At 46.9% G+C, this 23697-nt stretch carries 18 protein-coding genes; 12 read left to right on the top strand and 6 right to left on the bottom strand.

Annotated elements, in window-relative coordinates; translation table 11 throughout:
* Positions 1-13 precede the first annotated feature (13 nt).
* The 3 genes from OXH00_15125 to OXH00_15115 all read right to left on the bottom strand — a co-directional run bounded on the left by OXH00_15125 (position 14) and on the right by OXH00_15115 (position 3242).
* Complete coding sequence (locus OXH00_15125) at positions 14-1093, bottom strand: agarase (GenBank protein MCY3742345.1); 1080 nt, start codon at positions 1091-1093, stop codon at positions 14-16.
* Positions 1094-1223: 130 nt separating this feature from the next.
* Positions 1224-2126, bottom strand: coding sequence for a nucleoside hydrolase (locus OXH00_15120; protein MCY3742344.1), 903 nt, complete (start codon positions 2124-2126; stop codon positions 1224-1226).
* An 84-nt stretch (positions 2127-2210) separates the two neighbouring features.
* Positions 2211-3242 (bottom strand): NAD-dependent epimerase/dehydratase family protein, encoded by a 1032-nt coding sequence (locus OXH00_15115; GenBank protein ID MCY3742343.1) that lies wholly within the window; start codon positions 3240-3242, stop codon positions 2211-2213.
* A 351-nt stretch (positions 3243-3593) separates the two neighbouring features.
* Here OXH00_15115 and OXH00_15110 point away from each other — a divergent pair, with 351 nt between their 5' ends.
* The 5 genes from OXH00_15110 (at position 3594) to OXH00_15090 (ending at position 11655) form a co-directional block, all read left to right on the top strand.
* Positions 3594-3986, top strand: coding sequence for a hypothetical protein (locus OXH00_15110; GenBank protein ID MCY3742342.1), 393 nt, complete (start codon positions 3594-3596; stop codon positions 3984-3986).
* Positions 3987-4330: 344 nt separating this feature from the next.
* Positions 4331-4714, top strand: coding sequence for a hypothetical protein (locus OXH00_15105; GenBank protein MCY3742341.1), 384 nt, complete (start codon positions 4331-4333; stop codon positions 4712-4714).
* Positions 4715-4753: 39 nt separating this feature from the next.
* A complete protein-coding gene (locus OXH00_15100) occupies positions 4754-5851 on the top strand; it encodes a hypothetical protein (protein ID MCY3742340.1) in 1098 nt (365 codons plus the stop codon).
* A gap of 39 nt (positions 5852-5890) precedes the next feature.
* Positions 5891-8233 (top strand): T9SS type A sorting domain-containing protein, encoded by a 2343-nt coding sequence (locus OXH00_15095; GenBank protein ID MCY3742339.1) that lies wholly within the window; start codon positions 5891-5893, stop codon positions 8231-8233.
* A gap of 68 nt (positions 8234-8301) precedes the next feature.
* A complete protein-coding gene (locus OXH00_15090; protein MCY3742338.1) occupies positions 8302-11655 on the top strand; it encodes a hypothetical protein in 3354 nt (1117 codons plus the stop codon).
* Positions 11656-11672: 17 nt separating this feature from the next.
* Here the strand turns inward: OXH00_15090 and OXH00_15085 are convergent, their stop codons facing one another.
* On the bottom strand, positions 11673-14726 hold the full coding sequence (locus OXH00_15085; GenBank protein MCY3742337.1) for a GNAT family N-acetyltransferase: 3054 nt from the start codon (positions 14724-14726) through the stop codon (positions 11673-11675).
* 225 nt (positions 14727-14951) lie between these two features.
* On the opposite strand from OXH00_15085, the gene OXH00_15080 reads away from it, so the two are divergent.
* The 3 genes from OXH00_15080 (at position 14952) to OXH00_15070 (ending at position 17480) form a co-directional block, all read left to right on the top strand.
* Complete coding sequence (locus OXH00_15080) at positions 14952-16079, top strand: Gfo/Idh/MocA family oxidoreductase (GenBank protein ID MCY3742336.1); 1128 nt, start codon at positions 14952-14954, stop codon at positions 16077-16079.
* Between the two features lie 38 nt (positions 16080-16117).
* On the top strand, positions 16118-16801 hold the full coding sequence (locus OXH00_15075; protein MCY3742335.1) for an O-methyltransferase: 684 nt from the start codon (positions 16118-16120) through the stop codon (positions 16799-16801).
* Positions 16802-16865: 64 nt separating this feature from the next.
* Positions 16866-17480 (top strand): DUF3137 domain-containing protein, encoded by a 615-nt coding sequence (locus tag OXH00_15070; protein ID MCY3742334.1) that lies wholly within the window; start codon positions 16866-16868, stop codon positions 17478-17480.
* Between the two features lie 20 nt (positions 17481-17500).
* On the opposite strand, the gene OXH00_15065 is transcribed toward OXH00_15070, so the two are convergent.
* Positions 17501-18427, bottom strand: a complete 927-nt coding sequence (locus OXH00_15065; GenBank protein MCY3742333.1) for an alpha/beta hydrolase — start codon at positions 18425-18427, stop codon at positions 17501-17503.
* A 38-nt stretch (positions 18428-18465) separates the two neighbouring features.
* On the bottom strand, positions 18466-18789 hold the full coding sequence (locus OXH00_15060) for a ribbon-helix-helix domain-containing protein (protein ID MCY3742332.1): 324 nt from the start codon (positions 18787-18789) through the stop codon (positions 18466-18468).
* 553 nt (positions 18790-19342) lie between these two features.
* Between OXH00_15060 and OXH00_15055 the strand changes: the two genes are divergently transcribed.
* From OXH00_15055 to OXH00_15040, 4 genes are all read left to right on the top strand, one after another.
* The gene (locus OXH00_15055) at positions 19343-19597 is read left to right on the top strand and encodes a hypothetical protein (protein MCY3742331.1); all 255 of its coding nucleotides are present in this window, start codon (positions 19343-19345) and stop codon (positions 19595-19597) included.
* A gap of 77 nt (positions 19598-19674) precedes the next feature.
* Positions 19675-21168 carry an alkaline phosphatase family protein gene (locus OXH00_15050; GenBank protein MCY3742330.1) on the top strand — a complete coding sequence of 498 codons (1494 nt, stop codon included), beginning with the start codon at positions 19675-19677 and terminating at the stop codon, positions 21166-21168.
* 629 nt (positions 21169-21797) lie between these two features.
* Positions 21798-23336, top strand: coding sequence for an ABC transporter permease subunit (locus OXH00_15045; protein MCY3742329.1), 1539 nt, complete (start codon positions 21798-21800; stop codon positions 23334-23336).
* A gap of 105 nt (positions 23337-23441) precedes the next feature.
* Positions 23442-23697 (top strand): hypothetical protein (locus OXH00_15040; protein MCY3742328.1); only part of this gene is annotated, 256 nt, incomplete at its 3' end.

Genomic DNA, 23697 nt, shown 5'->3' with positions numbered 1-23697 from the left:
GAGGTACAAACTTTTAATTTATTCGATTGTGTCTCCGCTGCATTTCGGTGTTGACGGCGCGAATACCAGCCACCGTCTCGTCAATCTGATTGTTTGCGTGGTCGCGAAATCCGGACTTGCGGGCGTTGTTCTTAATGTAGGCACCACATAGGTGGTATCCGACGCATTGCGGGATATCCCAAAGGGCATCCATCACTTGGCGATAGTGGTCTGCATCGTGCAAACGGTCCGCTGTCGGGGGCCAGCGGGTGTCACCGTGGGCGCGTATATGCCCCGCCGCGTCTGCCAGCAGAACCGGTTTGTCTGCGAAATCAGCCCAGTGTCGCATCTTCGTAGCGATATTCTTCACTGTGCCAAAACATTGAAAACTGAACACATCAACGTAGGGCAGTGCTGCACGTACCACCTCTTCGGGTAGCACTGCATTTGCCTCCCATCGGTCACCGAGGATTAGGTGGTTCGGGTCATAGCGACGGATAGCGTCATGGGTGATCCTGTAGTAGCGTTCGGCGATGGCAGAGAGTTCGCGGCGGCCCGCCTCTGATGCGAGCAGGACTGGATCGACTAACGATCCACGCCACTTCGTGGCAGGCGAGGCGTGCACCCACTGCGGACAATCGCAGTAGAAGTAGCCGATCAGTTTCGGATCGTCGCGCAAGCGTACGCACTCATCGCGGGCGACGTAGTCGCACCACTCCTCGAAGTCAGAGCTCATCAAGTCGGGCATACGGACCTCAACTTGCCACTGATGTGCCTCGGTGAAAGGTAGCAGGTGGCAGTAAGGCATGTCCGCCCATTGGTATTCCTCATAGGTGAACGGGCGCGAATGGCGGTGGTAGCCTTCGGTGATGATTACGACTTCCTGAGTCCAGCCAATTGTATTAAAGCCCCAGTCGCGTAGATCATCGGCGACTGCGCGTAGCCACTGTTCATGGCTGTTGTCGAACTCGCGCTCCCACACGCCATCCGACGCTGCATACCGCAACGCAGCTGAGTCGATATGGTTCATGCCGATGGACCAGAACAGCGCGCTATCGGGTGTGACGAACCACCAACGTCCGTCCCGCTTCTCAATTGTGTAAAAACCAGCCATTGTGGTTGGCGTTCCTTTGTGATAAAGCACAAACGCACAATAATGCAGGTCGCATTTGGGTGAGTACACCGCAAAACCGAACCTACCGGAGGATGTAAAGTGTTTCTTTATTTTTAGGTTTCGCTATAGATTATTTTCCGGGCGGTTTGATCATTAAATCTTCAATAATACGGACAAACTCATCGTCCGACAATTTTGGGTCCAAGTAAGACCTGAAACTGGGTTTCATCTTCCACTCAAAACCGTTCATTAGTCTCCCACTGCCTTCTGTAACCTCAGTAAAATAATCACCGAGACCACGCACACCGTATAAGACCGCAAGTTGGTCCCAACTGGAACGCCCTTTGTACTGCTCGTTGAATCGACGATAATACGCCTCCCGCACAGGATTTCCAGCAGGCGTTTCCGCGAGTCTCGCCCCCGTGTGTACAGACGCTCCATAATGGCTGATAACGAGAGATGTGGGCCAATTGTGGATCACATATTCCGATTTACCAATCAGATCGTGGCGGATCGTGTTATAAGGATCATCAACAAGCCCTGCCATCACTACCAATTCAGTGACTTTTTGAGAAATGAGGTCAGGATCGGTTTTCAGGAGATCGTAGAGATTGTTGAGGAACCCAACGCTAATAATTGTCACTGAGTTATCGGGTTGCTCACCAAGTACTTGCAGATAAAGTTCCAGAGAACTGGGTGTTGGAATAGTCGGGAGATCGTGTGGGAACTTAGCGATGGTGTCCAGGTAACTGGATTCGTCAGGGTCAGCGAGATCGCCTTTATAGATACCGATGGGAATGTTGCCCCGGTTGTACCACGTATTTATCGCGCAGATAGCATTGGCAGCACTTGGATGCACTTCATTGAAACTAATAGCGAGGATTTCTGCCTCCCCACTATTTGCTAAGGTATGCAGCACAGCGAGTGCACCGACATCATCTACGTCGGTAGACATATCCGTCTCAAATATTACCTTTTTGGGGGGCGTTATTTCGGTATCTTGTGCCTGCAAATTGGATGGTGTCATAATCATAACAAAAAGCGTCAATACTGTCGCAAAGGACAAAACTTTCAAGTTTCGCCGTAAATAAAAGAAGATTGAATACTGCATTTAAATCTATGTGTTGCCGGATGAACCGAAAAAGGTCTCTTTAGTGCTGAGGTTTTTCCATCTTTCAATAATTTCGCCGTAAATCGCGGGTTCATCTTTATCGTGAATGCGGTCCCGTGCATCCAGCCAAGCCACAATCCGACGCACTCCTTCAACAAATGGGATTGTATAACGGAAGTTCAAATCTGCTTTCGCCGCGGCGTTATCGAAGATGTTGTTGTATTGGAAATTTTCTTTGCACCATTCTGTTTCCTTTGGAGCAATCTCAAACAAGAAATCAGTCGGTATATGAATTAGATCGGGTGCTGCTGCAGTCATCGCTTGTGCGACTGTCTGGTGGTACTGGTTCCACGTCATCGGTTCTTCGCTTGCCGTATGGTAACCTTTACCGAATGTCTTCTCATTGCCAACAGCCTCAGCGAACGCCTGCCCCACATCGTCACGATGGCACGCTGCCCAGAGCGAAGAGCCATCGCCGTGTGTGATAATCGGTTTTCCGAGACGGATTCGGTTGAAGTAATAGGCACCCCCGAGTCCAAGCGAGTGAATCAGCCCGCGCCTCTCGCCGTAGGTGTGCGCGGGACGGATGATTGTGACCGGAAAATCGCCGCGTTCGTGTGCTGCTTCCAAGAGTCGTTCGCACTTTGCTTTATTGTAGGCATACGGAAAAGACTGCATCGGTTGCCGCTCTGCCTCCTCTCGGATTGGATAGCGACGCGCGGGTTTGGTGTAGACATCGACCGTGCTACAGAAGATAAATTGACCAATGTTACCCCGAAATGCTCGGATGGCACTCTCAACGTCCGCCGGTCCGAAACCGATCATGTCAATGACTGCGTCGAAATTCCCCGCTTCTGCCATCTGTGCTTCAAAAGTGGCGTAGTCCTTACGATTGCCGGTAATAGTGTTATATCCTTCTGGAATATCGGTATCCGTCTGTCCACGGTTGTAAAGCACCACATCATCGCCACGTGTAATGAGCGTGCGCGTAATCGCAGTGCTAATCAACCCTGTGCCACCAATGATCAAAATCTTCATCAATGTCTCCAATCCGTTTGAAAGGCGAGAATTACCCTATGGCTAAGTATACTTAAAAAATTGACAGATGTCAAGGACTTCCGTGCCACCAGATTTTTGAACAAAACTGTTCAGAAATTGGACACTAAAAATAATATGGCTGTCTAATATTCAGTGAAAACCCGCTTTCAAAGATATTTTGCGCTTGAGTTGCCTTTGGCATGAAAGTTGCTTAGTATATTAAAACGCTCAGTAAACCTGGGAAAGCCTACCTCCTTGGGGAATACGGAGCGATGCAAAAGGCTTTCCCTTACCTCAATTACTGCATCGCTCCCTCTATCCGTCTGTGCTATGTGCAAAGGAGAAAGAATCATGAAAAGGTGGAAGGGCTTACTTTTTATACTCGCTTGTTTATCACAGATTGGCTGCGCCGCGCTTTTTACGGAGCAAGAATATGTCTTGATCGATCGTCCAGTGAGTGAAAAGGCAACTTTCAACGGAGAAATTTATTCACTCCCAGAGAGAGCGGATATTCGGAAAGTTGTGCTGCTCGGTTCTGGAAAAATCCGAAACATTGAAATTCGCGTGCGTGACAGGAGAAATCAATGGGAGCCGGTTAAGAAAGTGCCAGGCGGCATCGAATTCCCGTTTGAAATCTCACTTATTGCTGAGACAGACGCTATCAAAATTATAAAATACTCAATGACTGGAGCCGGGAACATTGAGACGATTCAGTTTTACACGGTTGCTGATAAAGGTGATTAGAAATAATCCATTGCCCCATACGGGAAGTTCGACTTCAATGATTTGGACTGCGAAGACTGCACTTCTTCGGGCATTTTTTAGACCGTTTCGCCCCTTTTTGTGCAAGTTTGCGGCGTACTCACCCAAATGCGACGTGCATTAACAGTTGTAATACCAAGATAATGGGCATATTTAACATATTTGGCATTGGCATGAAAATTGCTGACATATTAAACAACGCTGAGTAAACCATGGGAAAGCCTTTCTCCTTGGAGAAACACGGAGCGATGTGATCGGCTCTCCTATCTCACTTGCCGTATCGCTCCACCTATCAACCCGAAATACTATATGCAAGGAGAAAAATCATGAAAAGATGGAAAGGTCTACTCTTCATACTCGCTTGTTTATCATATATCGGTTGTGCCACACTTTTGACAGATCAGGAGTACATCTTGATCAATCGTCCAGTGAACGGGAAGGTAACTTTCCACGGGGAAATTTATTGGCTTCCAGAAAGTGCGGATATTCGGAAAATTGCGCTGCTCGGTTCTGGACAATTGCAAAACATTGAAATTCATGTTCGCGATGAGAGCAGACAATGGGAACTCGCTAAGAAAGTACCCGGTGGGCGGCTTCCATTTGAAACTCCACTCACTGCGGAGACAGATGCCGTTAAAATCATAAAGCTCTCAAGAACAGCTAATAGTCGCATTGAGACAATTCAGTTTTACACCGTTGCCCTCAAATAGCGGGATTTTATGATTCTCACAGACAAAAGGAGTAAAACAATGTGGACTCGGCTTTGTACACGAATAGTTTTCTTGGTTATCGTGGTGGGAACGGCGTGGGCACAGGAACTCGATTTAGAATTGGAGTGGATCCGACTTGATAACGGGACACCCATGCACTATGTATCGGTACTCGAAGGGGCAGATCATCGACTCTACGCTGGTACATCAGCGGGCTTACTTTTTTCCGAAAACGGCGGGAATACATGGTCGCCTACTACATTCGGGAATGAAGATGAGGTCATTACTACATTCGGAAATGAAGATGAGGTCATTACCACACTTACAACCGATCGAAATACCGTTTATGTCGGAACGTGGCGACACGGAATATTCCGATCAGATGATGCCGGAGAAACATGGAAACCCTTAAATGAGGGTCTACGCTTCCAAGATGTAGATGGAGAACACTTTTACGGCACAGTCCGACACATCCTTATCATCGACAATACGATCATCAATGTGATGTACCACGGGGGCACCTACATCTCAACAGATCGTGGAGAGACATGGCACGACGTTTCAGAGGAGTGGTATGCGGGCAATAGCATCTACGCAATAACAGCGTTCGACGGTTATCTATGGACTGCCATCTCAACCAATTCGATGGCGCGATCGCCCGACGATGGACTGACATGGCAAAATCTTCCATTCTCCCAATGTGACCGCACTAATGATTGGGCAGTGCTTCAAGGGCAACTGTATGTCGCAGGCCAAAAAGGCGTCGGACGTTGGAGCGAAACACTGCAAACATGGGAATATCCGATGGACGGATTGCCAATTGATAACACTGAGGATTCAAATGACCGACCGTACGTCTATAGTTTCGCTGTCCGCGGTGGGTACTTATTTGCCGGATTGGCCACTCATGGTGTTTATGCCTTTGATGCTCACTCAGAGACGTGGTCTGCCATGGGACTTCAGGGATTATCTATTGACGCTCTCCTTTCGTACGGAGACGGACTATACGTGGGGACGCGAGATAACGGCATTTACCGTGCCGAACTTCCGGTTATCCCACCTGTTTCTGTACAACCGCACGGAAGGACAGTAACAACATGGGCTCACCTGAAGCAGACCACTTATAGGCGAGATTGATTGTTTTATCCGGACTACTGCACTATTCGGAGGTTTCTCATGAAAACGCACAGTACTCTTATAAGACGAAGTTTTCAAACTGCTATTGTCCTAATGAGCCTTGTCTATTTTTCTTCTCTTGCGTTTGCGATTGAACCGATTGGCACGGTTGGGCAACCTTTTCCAGAACAGCACGCTTTTCTTTCCAATGAAGCCGTTGTACGTGTTACTCCAGCACGTATCCAAATTATTGATACGAATACCGGCGCGGTTATAGATGAATTCGCCGAACGCAGGTATTTCAGCGATGTCGTGTTGAGTCCAGATGCCTCACATTTAGCAATTTTTACACATGCTCATGATGGAAAGAGTGCTACTGTAAGTATCTGGAATGTTAAGGCCCGCGAGCAAGTCAGTGAATGGAGAGTCGGATTCCGCATCTATGATGTCGCGGCATTTAGTCCGGCAGAGCCGCTGTTTGCAATCCCATCTAATGATGGAATTCATCTCTGGAATTGGCAGACTGGTGAGTACCTCGAAAGAATGGTAGGCGCACGGCGTCCATTGAAATCGTGTTATTACTTCGACAACGGCAGCTCGTGTACATCCGGTCTCCGTGATCGAACTGCGATTTTTAGTCCGGATGGTCGTTATCTAATCGTCGCCTCAATGCGACCTGATATTGAACTCTGGAATGTTGAGACGCGCCGGTTAGAAACACACTTTGAGGGGCACACAGGAAATTGGGTTGAAGATGTCGCTATCAGTCCGGATGGCAGATACATCGCGTCGTTCGAGAGAGGACCCGCTTCCGTTCACGTGTGGGATGTGGCATCGAGGCAGTTACTCTGGAAAGCACAAAGCGGCGTTGGAAGGATTTCAGATGTGGTATTCAGTCCAGATAGTCAACACCTGTATGTTACGACTGAGACCGCTGGACTGAGTCGGTCTGCTCCCGGACCCTGGCAAGGATGGGATGATCAAGTCCGCATCTGGAATGTCAAATCGGGGCAGCAGATTGATACGTTTGGCAGTGAGTTCCGCGAATTAAAAGAGTTAACACTATCACCGAACGGGAAAATCGTGCTTCTGCACTATTGGGACGCTGTCGTAATATGGGATATAGAGGAAAAGCGACCCTTGAATGTGCAGACTGGTTTCCTCAGAGATCGGTTCTACGATGTGGTGAGGTTGAGTCCTGATGGAAAAACCGTAGTTTCTACTTCTGAATACTTTATTAAGACATGGGAGGTCGCGTCCCAGCAGATGAAACGTATCATTTCGGCAGAAGGTATGACTTTCGAGGGGCTTGCAATCTCTCCAGACGGTCAGAAACTCGCTGTTGGCAGGGACCCTTGGGTTGAGGTCCGCAACCTTCAGACCGGTAATATTGAAATCCAATTTCTCCAGCCTATTGGGAACCTTGAAGAAATTGTCTTTAGTGCCTCTGGAAGGTGGATTGCAACGATGACTTACTGGGAAGGGCTTTCCATTTTGGACACCAAAAATCCGGAGAAACTACAACAGATTAAGTCAGAAAATCCACTTGCATCAATACATATTTATTACCAGATCGCCTTCAGCAAAAATGACGAATATTTCGCTGCTTCCGGCAGAACGAGAGACCATCAAGATTGGATTCAATTATGGAAACGCGAGGGTGATACTTTCGTCTTTCAATATGCATGGCAGGTGCCAGAACTTCTTAACAGCCCAATGCCAACGCTTGCCTTTACTTCTAACACAGATGGTTCAACGGTGTTAGCAGCATCTGGAGACTTGGAACTCCACATCTGGAAACTCTTGTTAGACGGTCCTCAACTTCTAACAACCTTGGATGGAGGATATCACCCAGTGCACTTTAGCCCAGATGGCCGCTATCTCTTTGCCCGTCGAGACGGTTACTCTCAAGTCTGGGACTGGCAGACAGGCACACCGCTTGAGCATCCATCCATTCCAGTGTATTTTGACATCAGTCGAGAGGGGGGCATTCTGCTTTCGGAGGCAGTAAGCGGTCAAATCCGCATCTGGGATGGAAGTGTACTGCTACCTTCGCAGCCTGTTGCCGTTGAGCCAGGAGGTAAACAGGTGGTTATGTTGGGAGCGGTAAAACGGGATCAGCTCCTACAAAACTTTCCGAATCCGTTCAACCCAGAAACATGGATTCCGTTCCAACTCACAGACGAAAGCCATGTCACGATTCAGATTTACAGTTCAACGGGTCAGTTGGTGCGACGCTTATCTCTCGGATTAATGCCTGCTGGCGATTATTCCTCACAGGCACAAGCCGTCTATTGGGACGGACGTAATCAGATCGGTGAGTCTGTGAGTAGTGGTGTCTATCTCTACACAATTCACGCAGGCGATTTCTCGGCAACCCGTAAAATGCTTATTCAGAAATGAGACGGTTTGATGGTGACGAAAAACTTCAACGCCTCCAGTTAATTCGTCCGTAAGGAGGGACTTAACCAATGGATAAGTTAAAACGAGCGATTAATTTTATGCTTGTAGCGGCTTGCGCCCTGAGCACATCTGTCTTCTATAGTTGTGGCGCGGACAGTCTCGGACCCTACCAACCGCTCTTGCCTGCCATTGAGAGCGAAGCTAAGTTCTCAAACAGATTTCAATTGGAAGAAGAACCGCAATTTTTCTACGACCTCTACGGTAAAGAGATCGTGGAAGGCAATGAACTTAATACGTATACTGATCAGAAAGAATTTGATCAGAACGGTAAATTAGTGGTTGGGTGGGGCGGACAACTCGATAGCCTTCGTTTCACGACGCAATTAGACCGGACCATTTTGGTTGAGGAAACTTTTCTCGGTAGACATACGGAGTTTGCTATTGGCGATCACATGCGTTTCAAACCCGCTACTCTGTTTCCAAACCGATATATTCTATACAAAACTGAATTTGATGGGCTTCGGTGGGACATCTCTTTTGCCCAAGAACACCATCTCTTTAGCCTCATCCACTCACGTATTTCTAATCCTATTAAACTAACAGATGATACCTTAGTGCAAAGACTCGCAGGGGATCTTGGACGCCGAAACGGCTTGAACCAATCAAGCGGTGTCAGGAACATAGAAAACGCCCGCCTCATCGGTTTTCGTGGACAAGGACTTTTAGGCGAAATGTTCCGCGTCGGATTTACCTATGTAAATTTACATAAAGAACATCCAGAACGTTTGATAAGTTCGCTAATGGGGACTGTCGCAAATACACCGCTTGAAAGAATATCCGTTGTCTTCCGTGATGACTCGCCTGAAGACAATCACACGCGGGCGTTCACAGATTTTCGTGCTTATGATCCGGACAGACATAACGATCATATCCAAGCCGGTGTCGGTGCAGCTTTCAAAAGCATGAAGATTACAATTGTTACACAAGGATTTGAAAAATTATCCTTTGCAGCTATAGTGAAAGGCGTTGAACCCGCCCTTCTACCTGAGATGACGCACCGATTCGAGGTTTTCGCTGACGAACTTGTTCCGGTTGATCACGCCGGAGGGACTTCTGAAATACGCGATTCCGTTGACGGAAAGTGGAAAATTGTCAATGGTTTCAATAAAATGAAGTACGATCTTAACCTGACTGACGATAAGATTAACATTGACCCGCGAACAATCAAATCCGTTGTATTTGACATGGTGGTTGCAGGCGATTATAATATCGCGGTTATCGGTTTTAGTGAAGCGAATAGAGCAGAGGAAAGTCCTGACCTTCAAGAATGGATTAAAACCACGGATGGGCGCATTCAGATGCCGTATCGCGACATAATTCAGGCACCGGGGAATTACGGGCAATCGCCGGATTATATCAAAAACAGGAAAAAACTTGTAGATAATCCGACGCAATGGAAACGGGAAGGGAGACCTCGGAAAGTCCGATATCGCTATGGTGCCGCCCGGGCAGCAACGCTCTATGGACTTGACCTTGAAGGAACTGTCAGCAATGTTTTCGTCAGGGCACACTACTCTATTAATGGTAAATACAAGCAGTACCCGACTATTCCGAAAGATAAAATAGGGTTCAGTCGAACCCAAACGACTATTCAAGGTCCAGATGGTGAGGAAGAAACAGGGGTCTTTATTGATTTTCTCAGCGGTCTCCCAGTAGATGCAAATGGTATCCCCACTTACTCGGAAACTGAAGGCGAACGTTTTGAAGCTTTTTTAGGCGGGGACGGAACAGATGAAAATGGCGACGGAAAACTCGGTAGAGAAACGGCATGGTTCGTTCAACTTAAGTCTCGCTTTGGCAAACTCCACTTAGAGGCGGTCTTGTATCATATTGATCCAGGCTATACAACTAACTATCTGAATTTCGGGGCACATCCGAACCGCGGGCAAATTTATACGCTTGAAAGGCGACCGGGTGTGCCTTTGGTAGAAGACGAACTCCCGGAAGAGCAAATTCCGTGGGACGCAATCAATTATACGCTGGTTGAGGATGACGATGATGACAATGACTTGCCCGATAGCATTAATTTCAATAGCGTAATTCCACACGCTGATGACCGAGATCAGAACGGGATATTAGACTATCAAGAAGATTTTCTCATCTTTGATGCTGACCCGCCTGTGTTTACCAACCCTATTGATCTAAACAATAACGGTACCATTGATACCATTGAGGATGACTTTGAACCGGAATATGAATACGGGATAGACCGCCAGGGGTATCACCTTAAAGCGAAATATAATCTGCTTGATAACCTGACTGTCCAAATGGGTTGGTTAAACGAAAGCGAAATTTCAAGTCGGCGTAAAAATAACGCCAAATACATACATGTCACGTACAAACGCGACATCCCCGATTTTGGCAGCTTTGATTTCCAAAATCGATTCGTACGCGCGCAGGATGATATTCCGGATTACACAATTGTTTTGCCTGTTGGAGAATTGGAGCCAATCCACATTAATGACGAACTTGATTTTTACAACGCACGGGTGAATACAACAACCCTTCAATGCATCTATACCGCAGTATCAAACTTGACCCTTGAAGCCAAATTGTTCCTTCTCATGCAAAAACAGTTTGAACAAGATGCAGAAAAGGCACTTTTCAAGGATGTTGAATACGATCCGGCATCAGAAAACTTTAAACCTGATGAACGCGTTGACTTTATGGTGCCAATTGAACAGGTCCGCGCTGACAATCCTGGACGTATTTATCCCTTCTATCCCGATCACGGAATTAACGCACTTGACCCGACTGACACCGGTTTAATCTATAACGCTGCGAATTGGAAAAAACGCCGTTACCCCAAACGGAACATCCGTAATCAGCTCACTATTCTGAAGGCGAGATACAAGATTCCGCTTGTAAAACTCCCGTATGTCAACAAAATTGCTGAAGATTTAACGCTGACACCTATGGTTAAGTACGTCTGGGACCGCGCTTTTGATCGAACTGCCGAAGAAATTCTAAAAACACTCAACCCAGACCTGTTCCTGCCAACCGACGATCAACCGATTGAATATTTGCGATTCAATCGTCGAAGTCGAGAGGATATTCTCGGTGTCCGTCTCGATTATCAGTTTACGCAGCGGTTAAGTATCATTGGCGGATTCCAGTATCGGAAATTTACGAATCGGGATAAAAACTTCAGGAACTACCTACAAACCTTCCCAGCGGACACTCGCGTGCCAAACCTGTACCGTTCTGACTTGCGAACCCGTATTTTTGAAACGCAAATCATCAGCAGGGGCAGTTGGCTCGGCTTCTATATCATCATTCTTTCAGGTCACCGGAGAACTACGAATCTATTTCAACGGAAAACAAGTAATACAACGTTTGTTCGAGCCATGATGGGTTTCTAATGACAATCGGCTGATTGCTATCGCTGGTGTGAAGGGAACAGCGTCCCTAACAAACGGGTTACCGAACTGTTGACTGTCGGGGCAATGTGTAATTGATTCTGTAGATATGCTCCATAGGGTGTAATGACCCCCAAAATGAACCGGGTGATCGTGTCATCGTCCGTAGAAAGACAAATTCCAGTCGCCTCTGAGACCTCTTCTGATACGCGAATTTCACCATCTTTGATAATAAGACTTGCCCGATGTTCCGAACCTTTGATGCTGATTGTCCCTTGCCAACCTTTGTAATCATCGCTCTCATTCAGTCGCTTCAAAAGTAGTGGGGAAAGTTCGCCAAGTAGCATCGGCAAATTAACGATCTTGAACATCCATACCCAACCTGCATCTTCCGACGTGTACCCAAAATTGTGGAACAGCATTCTCGCATAACTGTTTTCCGCCTCTCCTTCAAATCCCCATTTTATTTTTTTATATTCACGTTTCACCAATTCGTTATGTAACGCGCAGAGCATCGCTGCACCGACATCCTCAAGGAAACCTTCCGGGTGTTTGGAATCTTCAGGTGGTTGGGTTTTAAGACAGAATTCGGTGATTGAGACATTCTTTTCCTTCTCAAAACACTGCGCTTGCACATACCCAAACAGTTCTCTATCCTTCTCTGCGAGATAAATCAACCGAGTTTCTGTCGTTCTACGCCTCTCGGCATGTCTCGGTCTAAGGGCTACCTGGTCCACATAAAATGCGTTGCACACGCTTGCCATCGCAACTTCATCCCCATGTCTATAGGGACGGACGACTAAGTCCTCAACGACCTTTGTCTGTTCGTCCCGCAACGCTTTGGTGAATTGTCGCCCTAATAACCCATCAACGAACCCAAAATTCCTGTACATGCCATGGGCGTTATTATCTGTACCGGTGTGAAGAGAGATACAAGAGTACCGGCGAACGAGTTCATGCGACATCGACGCACCGAATGCCCGCCGCGCGATTCCCTTTCGGCGATACTTTGGCGTGGTATGCACCCAACTCACATAAGTACCTGGAGCGTGCGTGTTGTGAGGGAAATGGTGTGTATGGAGAATTACATTGCAAATGGCAACGCGATCGTCTGCAATGATCGGATAGTGATATAATTCCGCATTGCGTTTGACATCCATTGTTAAAAGACGTGTTCCATTTTCGTCTGTGAGTTTTTTGTATGAGAACGCTTCGGCGGCTGGATGCCCAATTTTGGCAAGTAGGTATCCAGTTTCAAGTTGGTATCTGTGATCATGATGCGGCGCAATCTCCGCGAGCCGATCCGCGATTTCGCCACCTCGACTATTATGAACCAACATCAGAACCGTCATCGCCACAAGTCCATCATCTCCCGTTTCAACTGTTAGTGCTTCAAGCACTTTCACCGCTCGGTCATCGCAGCTCCTGATCAGTTTCGCCGCTGCAATCAGTCGTTCATATCTGTCCGCCGTGTGTAGGGGCGAGGTTGCCTCGTCCCTACACGCCGAAATCTGATGCTCAGCGTCGTCAGTGATTTCAAGAAGGCTATCAATTGCATCGATCCTGTCGCTTGTATCTATGCTTGTGTCACGAATTATTGTGTTGAGGTATCCACGAATCTCCGCCGCAAATTCGTCGCTGTCATTCGGTAACAATGGAAGCGGATGGACGGTCGTACCATTCTCTTCAAACCATGGAAATAGGTCTTCACCGACTGCTCGGCTGAGGTAGTAGATCTGTCGATTCACCCGTGAGAAGGTTGGGTGGGGCATATTCTCTTCTGTGTCGCTATCCTTTTCGGAGAATACCTCAGTGAGTCGGACAAACAGCTCGTCTCCATATTTCTCAAGGAGTACCTTCAGTATCCAAATCGGCTTGCGAGAGCGTTGTTCGTAAATCTTAGCGACATCAACCAGCTTCTCGTCAGCATTTTCATGAAATTGCCGCTCGGCTTCGGCGACCATCATCGCCGCTTCTCGCTCAAATCCGAGCAATTTCATTGCCCAGATACCAAAGAAGAATTGGTAGCCGTCAAAAAGAACATCCGATGCCTTCCCAAACGGCGTTTTCTCAGCGAGCAACCCACTCGCCTCAACACCGAGCGAATAGGCAAGTCTTGCAGGGTTGACACATGCCCCGATTGTCATGACCGAATCCTCCCAATTGGAGCCGTATTTATGAACACACGACGGAATTAAATCGATTTTCCAATCAATTTTCTCACTGTCAGGGAATTTTGAGAGCATCTCCTCCGCCAGTTTTTTAGCAAATGCCATACACGTATCCACACGGTCCTCGACGAAGCGCGTATAGAAAACCTTGATCTTGCCGTCCTCTCTGACCTGTTCGTCGATCGGAATTTCATCGGGAATCGTCTGTGTATCCATTGTCAAAGAAGGTTTTTGCTGGGGTGTTTCTTCGCGGTTGGTTCCCAACCAATCGATGAATCGCCCAGATACAGGGTGGTTTTCCCATTGAAAGAGTTGTGTGTTGATTAACAGGACGCGTCCTGATCCAAAATCGAGACATGCCCCAACAGGTTCTTTCGTCTCGCAGTGTTCAAGGAAAACGCCACCCTCCGCAGGGATATCAAGGATACCGCAATACGTGAGACCCAGGTCGTCAATTCCCAATCCATCGGTAATTTCGTGGTTAGTGAAGCAGAGGTCTTTCTTTGCATAGCCGCGCAAAGGATTCGCGTCGGTATCCATTTCGCCTTGTCCTTCGGGTAATGGGAGAAATTGTGCACCGAAAAGAGAGGCAACCTGATTAATCCCTAATTCCGAGATCGGCTCACGGACATCTCGCTCGAACCGGCTTGTGCTGGCGGATAAAAACAGCCCGCCACCATTTTCCACAAACTCGTGGATCAATTGGAGTTCTGCATTGGTGTATTTTAGCGCGGTGCTGTTGCAAATTGTCAGTACATCATAATTTTTTAGCACTGCTTCACTGAGATACTCTCGGTTGTTAGTAGTTTGATAGATGTTGTCCGGTTCAATTCGTATCAATCCGTTTGACCAACCGGTATCGCGTGAAGTATCAACTAAAATCTGAATTCGTTCTTTTGTCATCTGTTTATTTCCTATTCATCAAATGGGTCGTTGGTTCACTTATTAGGTTCGTCTTGGGGTTGGATTTTGGGGTTCAAATTTTGCTTCGGTATCGTGATAATCAATTCCCTCTTTATTCAACTATATCTACAGCATTTTCTTCAACTTTTTTGTTGCACTCTGACTTTGAAGTTGCTATGATAGGTATAAACCAGCACACTTTTTTCGCAAACTTCGGAGATACGCATGAACAACTATCGTATAGCAATTATCGGCTTGGGCGGCATGGGTGGAGCACATGCCGAGGCAGTGCAGTTAGAGGCAAACTGCGAACTCGTCGCTGGGGCGGAAATCAACCCAGAACGTGCGGAAGCATGGGGTGAGCGGTTCGGGGTCAATGCCATCTATAACGACTACGAAAAGATGCTTGACGAACAACAGCCCGATATTGTGATCGTTCCAACGCAGGCACCGATGCACCACCCGCCAACAATAGCAGCGGCACAGCGCGGTATCCATGTTTTCTGTGAGAAGCCGACTGCTCTCAACCTGATTGAAGCCGACGAAATGGTTGAAACCTGTGACGAGTATCACGTCAAGTTTGCCATTAACCACATCAAGCGTGCCAGCCCTTACAATCGTCACGTGCTTTCGTTGATCGAAAAAGGCGAAATCGGGGATGTTGTGCTGCTGAAGGCAACGGATAAAGGCGGACGCAAGGTAGGCAACTCGCTGATGGAGATGGGCACGCACCTTTATGATTGGTTGCGTCTCTTTGCCGGCGATGTCGAGTGGACGCATGCGCACCTCGTGCAGATGGATGGACGCGAATCAACCGTTGATGACATCAAACATACCCAAGAGGTCCATCCACATGACCGGGATGCAGGACTTGTGCTTGGAGAACGGGGACACGCTGCTTTCCGCTTTAAGAATGGCATCCATGCCGATGTGCAGTTCCTCGCACAACCCCAGACAAACGATAACGCTTACGGTATTGACATCATCGGTACCGAGGGCAGAATTGCTATCCGAGAGAGCGTCGGTACAACGATGTTTATTCACAAAGGACAACATAAGACCCCCGCAGAAGCGTGGGAACCGGTACATCTACCCGCTGAGGACCTTGACGAGCAAGGTAACCCACGAGACAAGGCATCAATACGGTTGTTATTGCAACGCCTCATGCTACGCGACCTGATTGAAGCGATTGAGGAGGACCGGGATCCATTCGCCAGCGGCAGGGACGGTCGGGATTGCCTCGAAATGATCCATGCGACGTGGGAATCACATCGTCAGCAGGCTCGGGTGCCTATGCCACTCACACCACGCGAACACCCGCTTGAACGGTGGAAAAGAGAAGAAAGTAATTGAAAACAGCGAACTGATACCTCGCCAGCAAGGAGCGATTTATGCAACGTTTGGATATTCTTCATCCGTCGATTGACAATTATCTACTCGACATTATCCCTGAACGCGATGAAGTGCTTACGGAGATGGAAGCACACGCACGCGCAAACCGCTTTCCGATTGTGGGACCACTCGTCGGGCGTGTTTTGCATCAATTGGTGCTGCTCACCAATCCGACGCGGATTTTTGAGATGGGCTCAGGTTTTGGTTATTCAGCGTATTGGATGGCGAAAGCACTGCAAAAACCGGAAGCCTCTATTATCTGTACCGACGGTTCACAGGAGAACGCTGATCGTGCAGCAGGTTATCTTGCACGCGGCGGTATCGCAGACCGCATCGATTATCGGGTTGGTAATGCGCTCGAAATTATTGACGAAACCGAAGGCGATTTTGACATCATCTACAACGACATCGACAAAGACGGATATCCCGAAGCGTTCCAAAAAGCAATTCCACGACTTAGGAGTGGCGGGTTGTTTATTACAGATAACATGATCTGGGGTGGGCGCGTTGTCACACAGGAACCCGGCAGCAACCCACCAGAAGGACTTGATGAACGGGAACAGTGGTTTCACGCCGCGACGATTGGTGTTAAGGAGTTGACTCGGCTTCTCTATAGTTCACCTGATGTGTTCACAACGATCATTCCGCTCCGGGACGGTGTTTCGGTTGCAGTAAAACGTTAATTCGTCTTTTCATTGGTGTGATTTTCGTCCGCTATTTCTATAAAATCTACATTATGAGGGAAAAATGAGTAAACGCAAATCTATTTTTGGACCTTCTAAAGACGAAATTTGGGGACAGATTGCCGCGGATATAGACGGTGAATTTATTGAGGGTGGCTTTTGGGGCAAGGACGTTCTTATTTACAAACACGGTGAATGGCAGATTCTACTTGATACTTATACCGTTTCAACCGGAACAACCACTATCATATGCACTCGGATGCGCGCACCGTTTATAAACAAGGATGGACTCTATTTCCAGATCTTTCGTGAAGGATTTTTCAGTTCAATTCGCAAATTTTTCGGTATGCAGGACATAGAAATAGGGGATCCGTTTTTTGATAAGCAGTTTGTCATCAAAGGCAACAATCCAGAGAAAATCAAATTGTTACTCGCGGATGACAGAATAAAGGAATTGTGTCAAACACAGCCAAGGATTCATCTCAGGATCAAGGATGATGAAGGACGGTTCGGTTCTGACTTCCCTGAAGGTGTTGATGAATTGTATTTTGAATGCGTCGGTGTTATCAAAGAGACAGCGTTACTAAAAGCACTGTTCGGACTGTTCTGCCTGATTTTACAGCGTCTCGTTCAAATAGACTCGGCGTATGCAGATGATCCGCAAGTTATATTGAAGTAGTGGTGGTTGGTAAACCGCACCTACTTCGGTTTTGTCGGTTTCAAGTGTTGCTCAAGGAAAACTTTCGTCAATTCTGGAACCTTTGGATCCCTAAACCAGCCGTGACCGCCGCCTTCCACCCTATAGAATGTGACCGATACACCCGCTTTTTCTAACGCGTCCTTCAACAACACACTCTGATGATACGGAACAAGTTTGTCTTGATCTCCGTGGATAATCAGAAAAGGCGGATCGTCTGCGGACACATAAGTGATTGGATTTGCTTTCGCGACGCGATCCTTATGTTCTTGAATCGGACCCCCTACCAATTGAGATTCAGGAGAGTCAGGGGTATCATGCACCAGTCCTTCAGGCAGGCGGTGTGCATCCATCTGAAGGAAATCGGTGGGACCATAGTAATCGACTACCCCTTGGACTCGACTGGATACTTCCAAGTTTTCTCCCACCTCAAACGCCTCTACGTCGCCAGTTGTACCGAGCATAGCAACAAGGTGTCCACCGGCAGATGAACCCCACGCTGCAAAACGATTTGGGTCAAGGCAGTAAGTCTCCGCATTGGCGCGCAGCCACCGAACAGCAGCTTTCACATCCTCAATTTGCGCAGGAAAGATAGCGTGCTGGCTCAAGCGATAGTTAATACTCGCCCCTGCATAGCCAGCATTGAGATATGCCATTGGGACGTAATGCTTCTTGTTTCCGCCACGCCAGGCTCCCCCGTGTACCCAGATAACAAGTGGTAAGTTTTTTCCGGTGTCTGGCACATAGAGGTCTAATTTCTGTCGTTCATGTCCATCCGTAACATAAGCAATGTCCCGATAAGCTGTTATACCTTCGGGGACTTTCATAGCCTCCGTGGATCTTCGACGCTGTGCCAGTACCAAGGTTGTGGCTACAAAAAACAAAATCAAGATAAGTATTTCTATAATCTGCATCGCTGGCTTTCTCATTGACTTTCTTCTCCGTTATCGGGGGTTTCATCTATTTTCTACTCGGCTGATTCGGATGGTTTTGCGTCTTCGGCAATCATCACCTCAAGTTCATCTCTCAAGCCTTGGATCTGAGAAATCTTTTCCGCCATTTTATCAAACATCTGCTGTTTGGATTTGATGCCTTCACCAATGAGGAATGCTGTCGCTTCAGAACGGCTGTTAAACTGTCCTGATTCCACAAGTTCGTCAATCCGACTGAGATTTTCCTCATCGACCCTGACCATAACCACATTATTCCGTCTTCGTGGTTCTCTTGGATGCCGCGGGCCACGTCGCCCACGTTGCCTTCTGCCTTGTTGTCTTGGATTCAATTCTGGCATTGTAAATCTCCTCTTTCTCTAAAAATACAGTTAATTTAATTACATGTAATCATTATACAACATTACATAATAGGTTGTCAAATTAAAATTTCATTTGTGGATTATCAGTTCTTCGTCCATTCAGAAAAACCGTGTGCAGTATGTCTAATATGGACGGGAAAATGCTGAAAAGATACAACGAAATATCTCTTGTGTATGGTCCCTTTCAATCTGAACTTTTAACAAAATATTTACACACGTTTTGCGATTTCACGATTTCGTGCAGGGTCATTCAATTGTCCGTTTTTGGTGTTGTCCTTTTCGCAGGCGATAACACTTAATATATGTTATGTTTTTTAAAAAACCGCTGAAATTTTCGCAGCCTGTCGCAGCCTATCGCAGCGTTTCGCACCGGATCCTGGAAAAAAAGACGTCCAATCCAATAATTCCTTAAAATTGAATGGTCCTGTGATTTCGTTATCAGAAGATTGACATCGGTTGAAATTTGCGGTATAATAGTTTGCGTAAGTTAAACCAACGAGAACAGATTATCGAAATAAGGAGATCCATCCAGATGGCTGCGATGAAATGTGGCAGGTGCGGTTCTGAGAATATCATGCCCAACTTACGGATTCGGGATCGCTACGATGCTGGCGTAGGACAAGATTTGGAAGTTGAGGTACAGGGTAACCCGGATGCCTTGATTTTCAAGCAGGCTCACAGAGAGGCACTAAGGGCGACTGTCTGTGGTGAGTGTGGTAACGTTGGTCTCTCTGTTGAGAATCCACAGCGGCTATGGAAAGTCTATACCGAACGAGGAAATTCGTAGAATGGTCTTCTGCCCCGGTTTGACGGTTGACGTTCCAGCGCGGTCATAAACCGCACCCACATATTTAGGGAGGAGAGATGGTATCAAGCGAACCGGACTTCAAACGTTTGGTCTTTATTATCATTGATGGGGCACCCTACGAAATCTTTAAAGCGTTGATTGAAAACGGTGACCTGCCAAACATCAAGAAGTACGTCGTAGATCGCGGTAGTCTGAACAAAGGGATTTCTGCCTTCCCTTCAACAACGGGACCTGCCTTTATCCCATTTTTTATGGGGTTGTATCCGGGTACAGTTAATATCCCGGGGATTCGGTGGCTATCCAAATCAAATTTTCAACTCCCACACCGCTTCAAACGACCCGGCATCTGCAGTTATATGGGACTTGATGGACTGCGTTTTGAAGCCGACTTGCCCCCTAATTCTCCTACTTTATTTAATTTCTTCTCACCCGTAAGTAACATCTACAACCTACTTGCCCGCGGGTGTCCACCCGCTAAAAATCTGACGCGCTGGATTAAACCGTTTCTCTATACCTACGCCCATTTTTCGCATCGATGGCGGTTCGTCAACCAGATTGCAATTCGCCAGTTACACAAAGCCGCTGAAACAGGTGACCAGTTTATCACGTGCCTTTTTCCCGCAGTCGATACTTTTTCTCACCTCACAGAGATACAATCGCCACAGGTGCTCCAAACTTACCGAGAGATAGACGCTGCGATTGGTAAACTTGTTGACATTTTGCAAAAGGCGAATACGCTTGAAGATACACTTATTCTAATTACCAGCGACCACGGGATGAGCGACACACATACGCACATTGATATCCCACAGCGTTTAGATGACGGCGGTTGGCGGTGTTTGCACTATCCCAAAGTTTGGCGGCAAGGCACCGTATCCGCCAGCATGGTCTCAGGAAATGGGATGACGCATCTCTATTTTAAAAACAGTTCGGGTAAAAAAGGATGGGGGGAACGAACACCTTTCGAGAAACTCTACCGAATGGGCATCATTGGTTCTCTGATTGAGCTAGAAGGATTGGGATTCGTCGCGGGACAGAGTGATACAGGAAACATCATCGTCCAAAGCCGAACTGGACAAGCGAAAATCTCTTGTCACTCACTGGGTACGGATCACGGAAACCCACAAACTGTAGCGAATTCTATTGAATGTGCAGACGCGCTACGTTTCTCTTACGAGTTTGCTGGAACAGACCCACTCGGATACGGTGTCCTCTACAAAAGTCTGTCCTCACGAGAAGCACTTCGAGAAACTTACGACAGTTCGTATCCCGATGGTATCGTTCAATTGTGGCAGATTTTCAACAGTGAACGAACCGGTGACCTTACCTTAAGTGCTGAGAGCGGTTACGATTTACGCGCCCGCTATGAAATACCAAGGCATCACGCTACACACGGCGCGTTAATTGCGGAGCACATGCACATCCCGCTTGCGACGAATTATCCAATTGCAGAGCAGTGTATCCGTTCTGTTGATGTCTTTCCAACAGTGTTGAGCCTCTGTGGACGCAACGTGGCGGCGCATCATATTGATGGTCGGATCGTCAAATAAACTGTAGCAATTTGAATGTAAATCAGAAATAGTTTGTGTTTTATGGTACGCTTTCCGACCTTACCAATTCCGTTCCCGTTTTAGGCAAGCTTCCTACCAATATTTTTCATAAGAATTCTACTTTTTTGCAGAATTATGTACGCTTTTATTGCTAAGTCGCGTCACTATATACCAAACAAAGCACTACAATCTATAGCAAATGGAAGATTGCTATCTCTCCAACGTTTGACTTTATCGGCAATTTCCGATCACTGCCTCTGAGAGAGGTGAACAATATGTTACGGTTTACTATCCAGTCGATGGTTCCAAGGCTGTTTCGCGTTCTTTGTGCTTGTTGTCGGCGGTAGCCTGCTGTATTCCTGGCACGTTATCCGGACGACAGAAAGCGACATAGCACAACACGACCGATTTACGCAGGTACTTGAGAAACCGAGCGAGGTAGAATCACTTGAATCCCCGTGAGTTTCTTGACTGGACACCGCAACTTTAGCATGAAGCTGTTTTAATTTTTACAACTAAAAGAACCGCTCTCTAGGCTTAGGATCGATCAGTAAGTAGACATAATAGATGGATCAGCGTGATAAGCGAGAAGAAAAAGTGGGAACTGGTAAACTTGTTGAGAGGAATACATGATACTAACAACACTCATCCGCCGAGAGCTCCTTGACAATCTAATGACGTTCCGATTTGCAGCAGCTGTTCTCATTATGCTGCTGCTTGTTGTTGCAAGTACCATTGTGCTGATTAAGGATTATGATCGGCGGTTAGCAAGTTACAGTGCTGCTGTTAAATCGAATCACGAGCAAATGCAGGAAAGAGATACCTATTCGGGGGTAAGTTGGGATGTTGTCCGTCCACCTAATCTGTTGAGTATTTTCAATGTTGGCTTGGATAAGCGGTTGAATAACGAAGTATTTGTATTTTATAGTTATGTGCCCACACTGTGGGATGGTCAGAAGTATGGATCAACGAATCCATTTCTGAATCTCTTCTCATCCATTGATATTACCTTTATCTTTGAGGTGGTTTTGAGCCTTATGGCACTTATTTTTGCCTACGATGCACTTGCCGGGGAGCGTGAGCGCGGCACATTGCGTCTTGTCCTAATGCATCCGGTGAGTCGTGCTAAAATCTTATTGGCGAAATACATTAGCGCAATGATATGTTTGCTGGTGCCGCTTTTGATAAGTCTTCTCTTAGTTGTGATATTGCTAATGACATCGTCCATTGTATCACTAAAGGTTGATGATTTTCTTCGTATTGGTGGGATTGTCTTGAGTTCAATTGCGTATCTTTCGGTTTTCTACCTCAGCGGTATGTTGATTTCAGTAATGGCCCGCAGAACAGGTACTGCGCTAATGCTTGCGATGTTTGTCTGGGGATTTTTGGTATTGGTATATCCGAATGTGATTCTTGTTGCGATTAATCCCGCGCAGCCTTCCCAAGACCGTCTGGAATCTGCTTTTAATCAGATTGAACAGATATGGGAGGCATTCGACCGAGAACGTAAGGACTACCTTGCCAATGATCCAATTCAAGGGGAAGATCCACATTTTGGTATAGTAGGGGAAGATCCGCATTTTGGTATGGTAGGTGGTTCAGGTTTCAACTATGAGCATTGGCATAAAATACAATCAACACTTCTATACACCTATCTTGCTGGTTCAAACATAGAGAAGCTTGATGATAAATTTGAAGCACGGGTGCCGCACGTGCAGAACTATTACCGCTTCACGGTGCCAAAGACCATCGACACCGCGGAACGTGCGTGGCTTGTGCGAAAACAGGTACTTGAATCTGTTTTCGTTCAGCCAGCGATAGTTGATCGCATCTTTTTGAGGTTCTCGCCAGTCGGGATGTATGACGCTGCGACGCAAGCGTGGGCGGGTACAGACCTATTTGGACTCAGAGATTTTTACGAGGCGACGCGAAAGTACCGGAGGACTGTGGTTGACTATCTCTACGATATAAACGCGTTCGGGGATCGACGGTGGTTTTCTGCTGACAAGGGATCGGTGGATTGGGAAAATTTTCCTCAGTTTTCTTTTCAGAGAAGTGGTGTGGATATAAATGCGATGCGAGCACTACCCGATTTACTCCTGCTGTTCATGATGAACTTAATTCTCTTTATAGTAATACTTTTGGTTTTCCAAAGGAGTAAAGTGTAAGATGGCTGTCAGTGATCAGCCATCAGTATGTAAGTAGGTACCTCTCACTTGAATACCACAAGGCTTCTTGTTGACTCCTAATTGCTGACAACCGAGAACTAAGATATGATTTGGCATATTACAAAACGTGAACTGTATGACAACCTTAATAGCCTCCGATTTGCACTTGCGACAGCATTGCTTTTCGTTTTGATGTTGATTAACGCGATGATCCATATCGAGGAACACCCTGTGCGTATGCAGAAATATCATGATGCTACCACAAAATCTCTAAATACCTTAAGATCTCGGACGGATTTATTTAGCATTGCGCAAGAAGGCCCCGGATATCTTTACAAAAAGCCGTCTCCACTCTATTTTT

The organism is Candidatus Poribacteria bacterium (genome assembly GCA_026706025.1).
Taxonomy (GTDB): domain Bacteria; phylum Poribacteria; class WGA-4E; order WGA-4E; family WGA-3G; genus WGA-3G.
The sequence above is the reverse complement of the archived record's forward strand: the minus strand, read 5'-3'. Positions and strand labels throughout refer to the sequence as shown.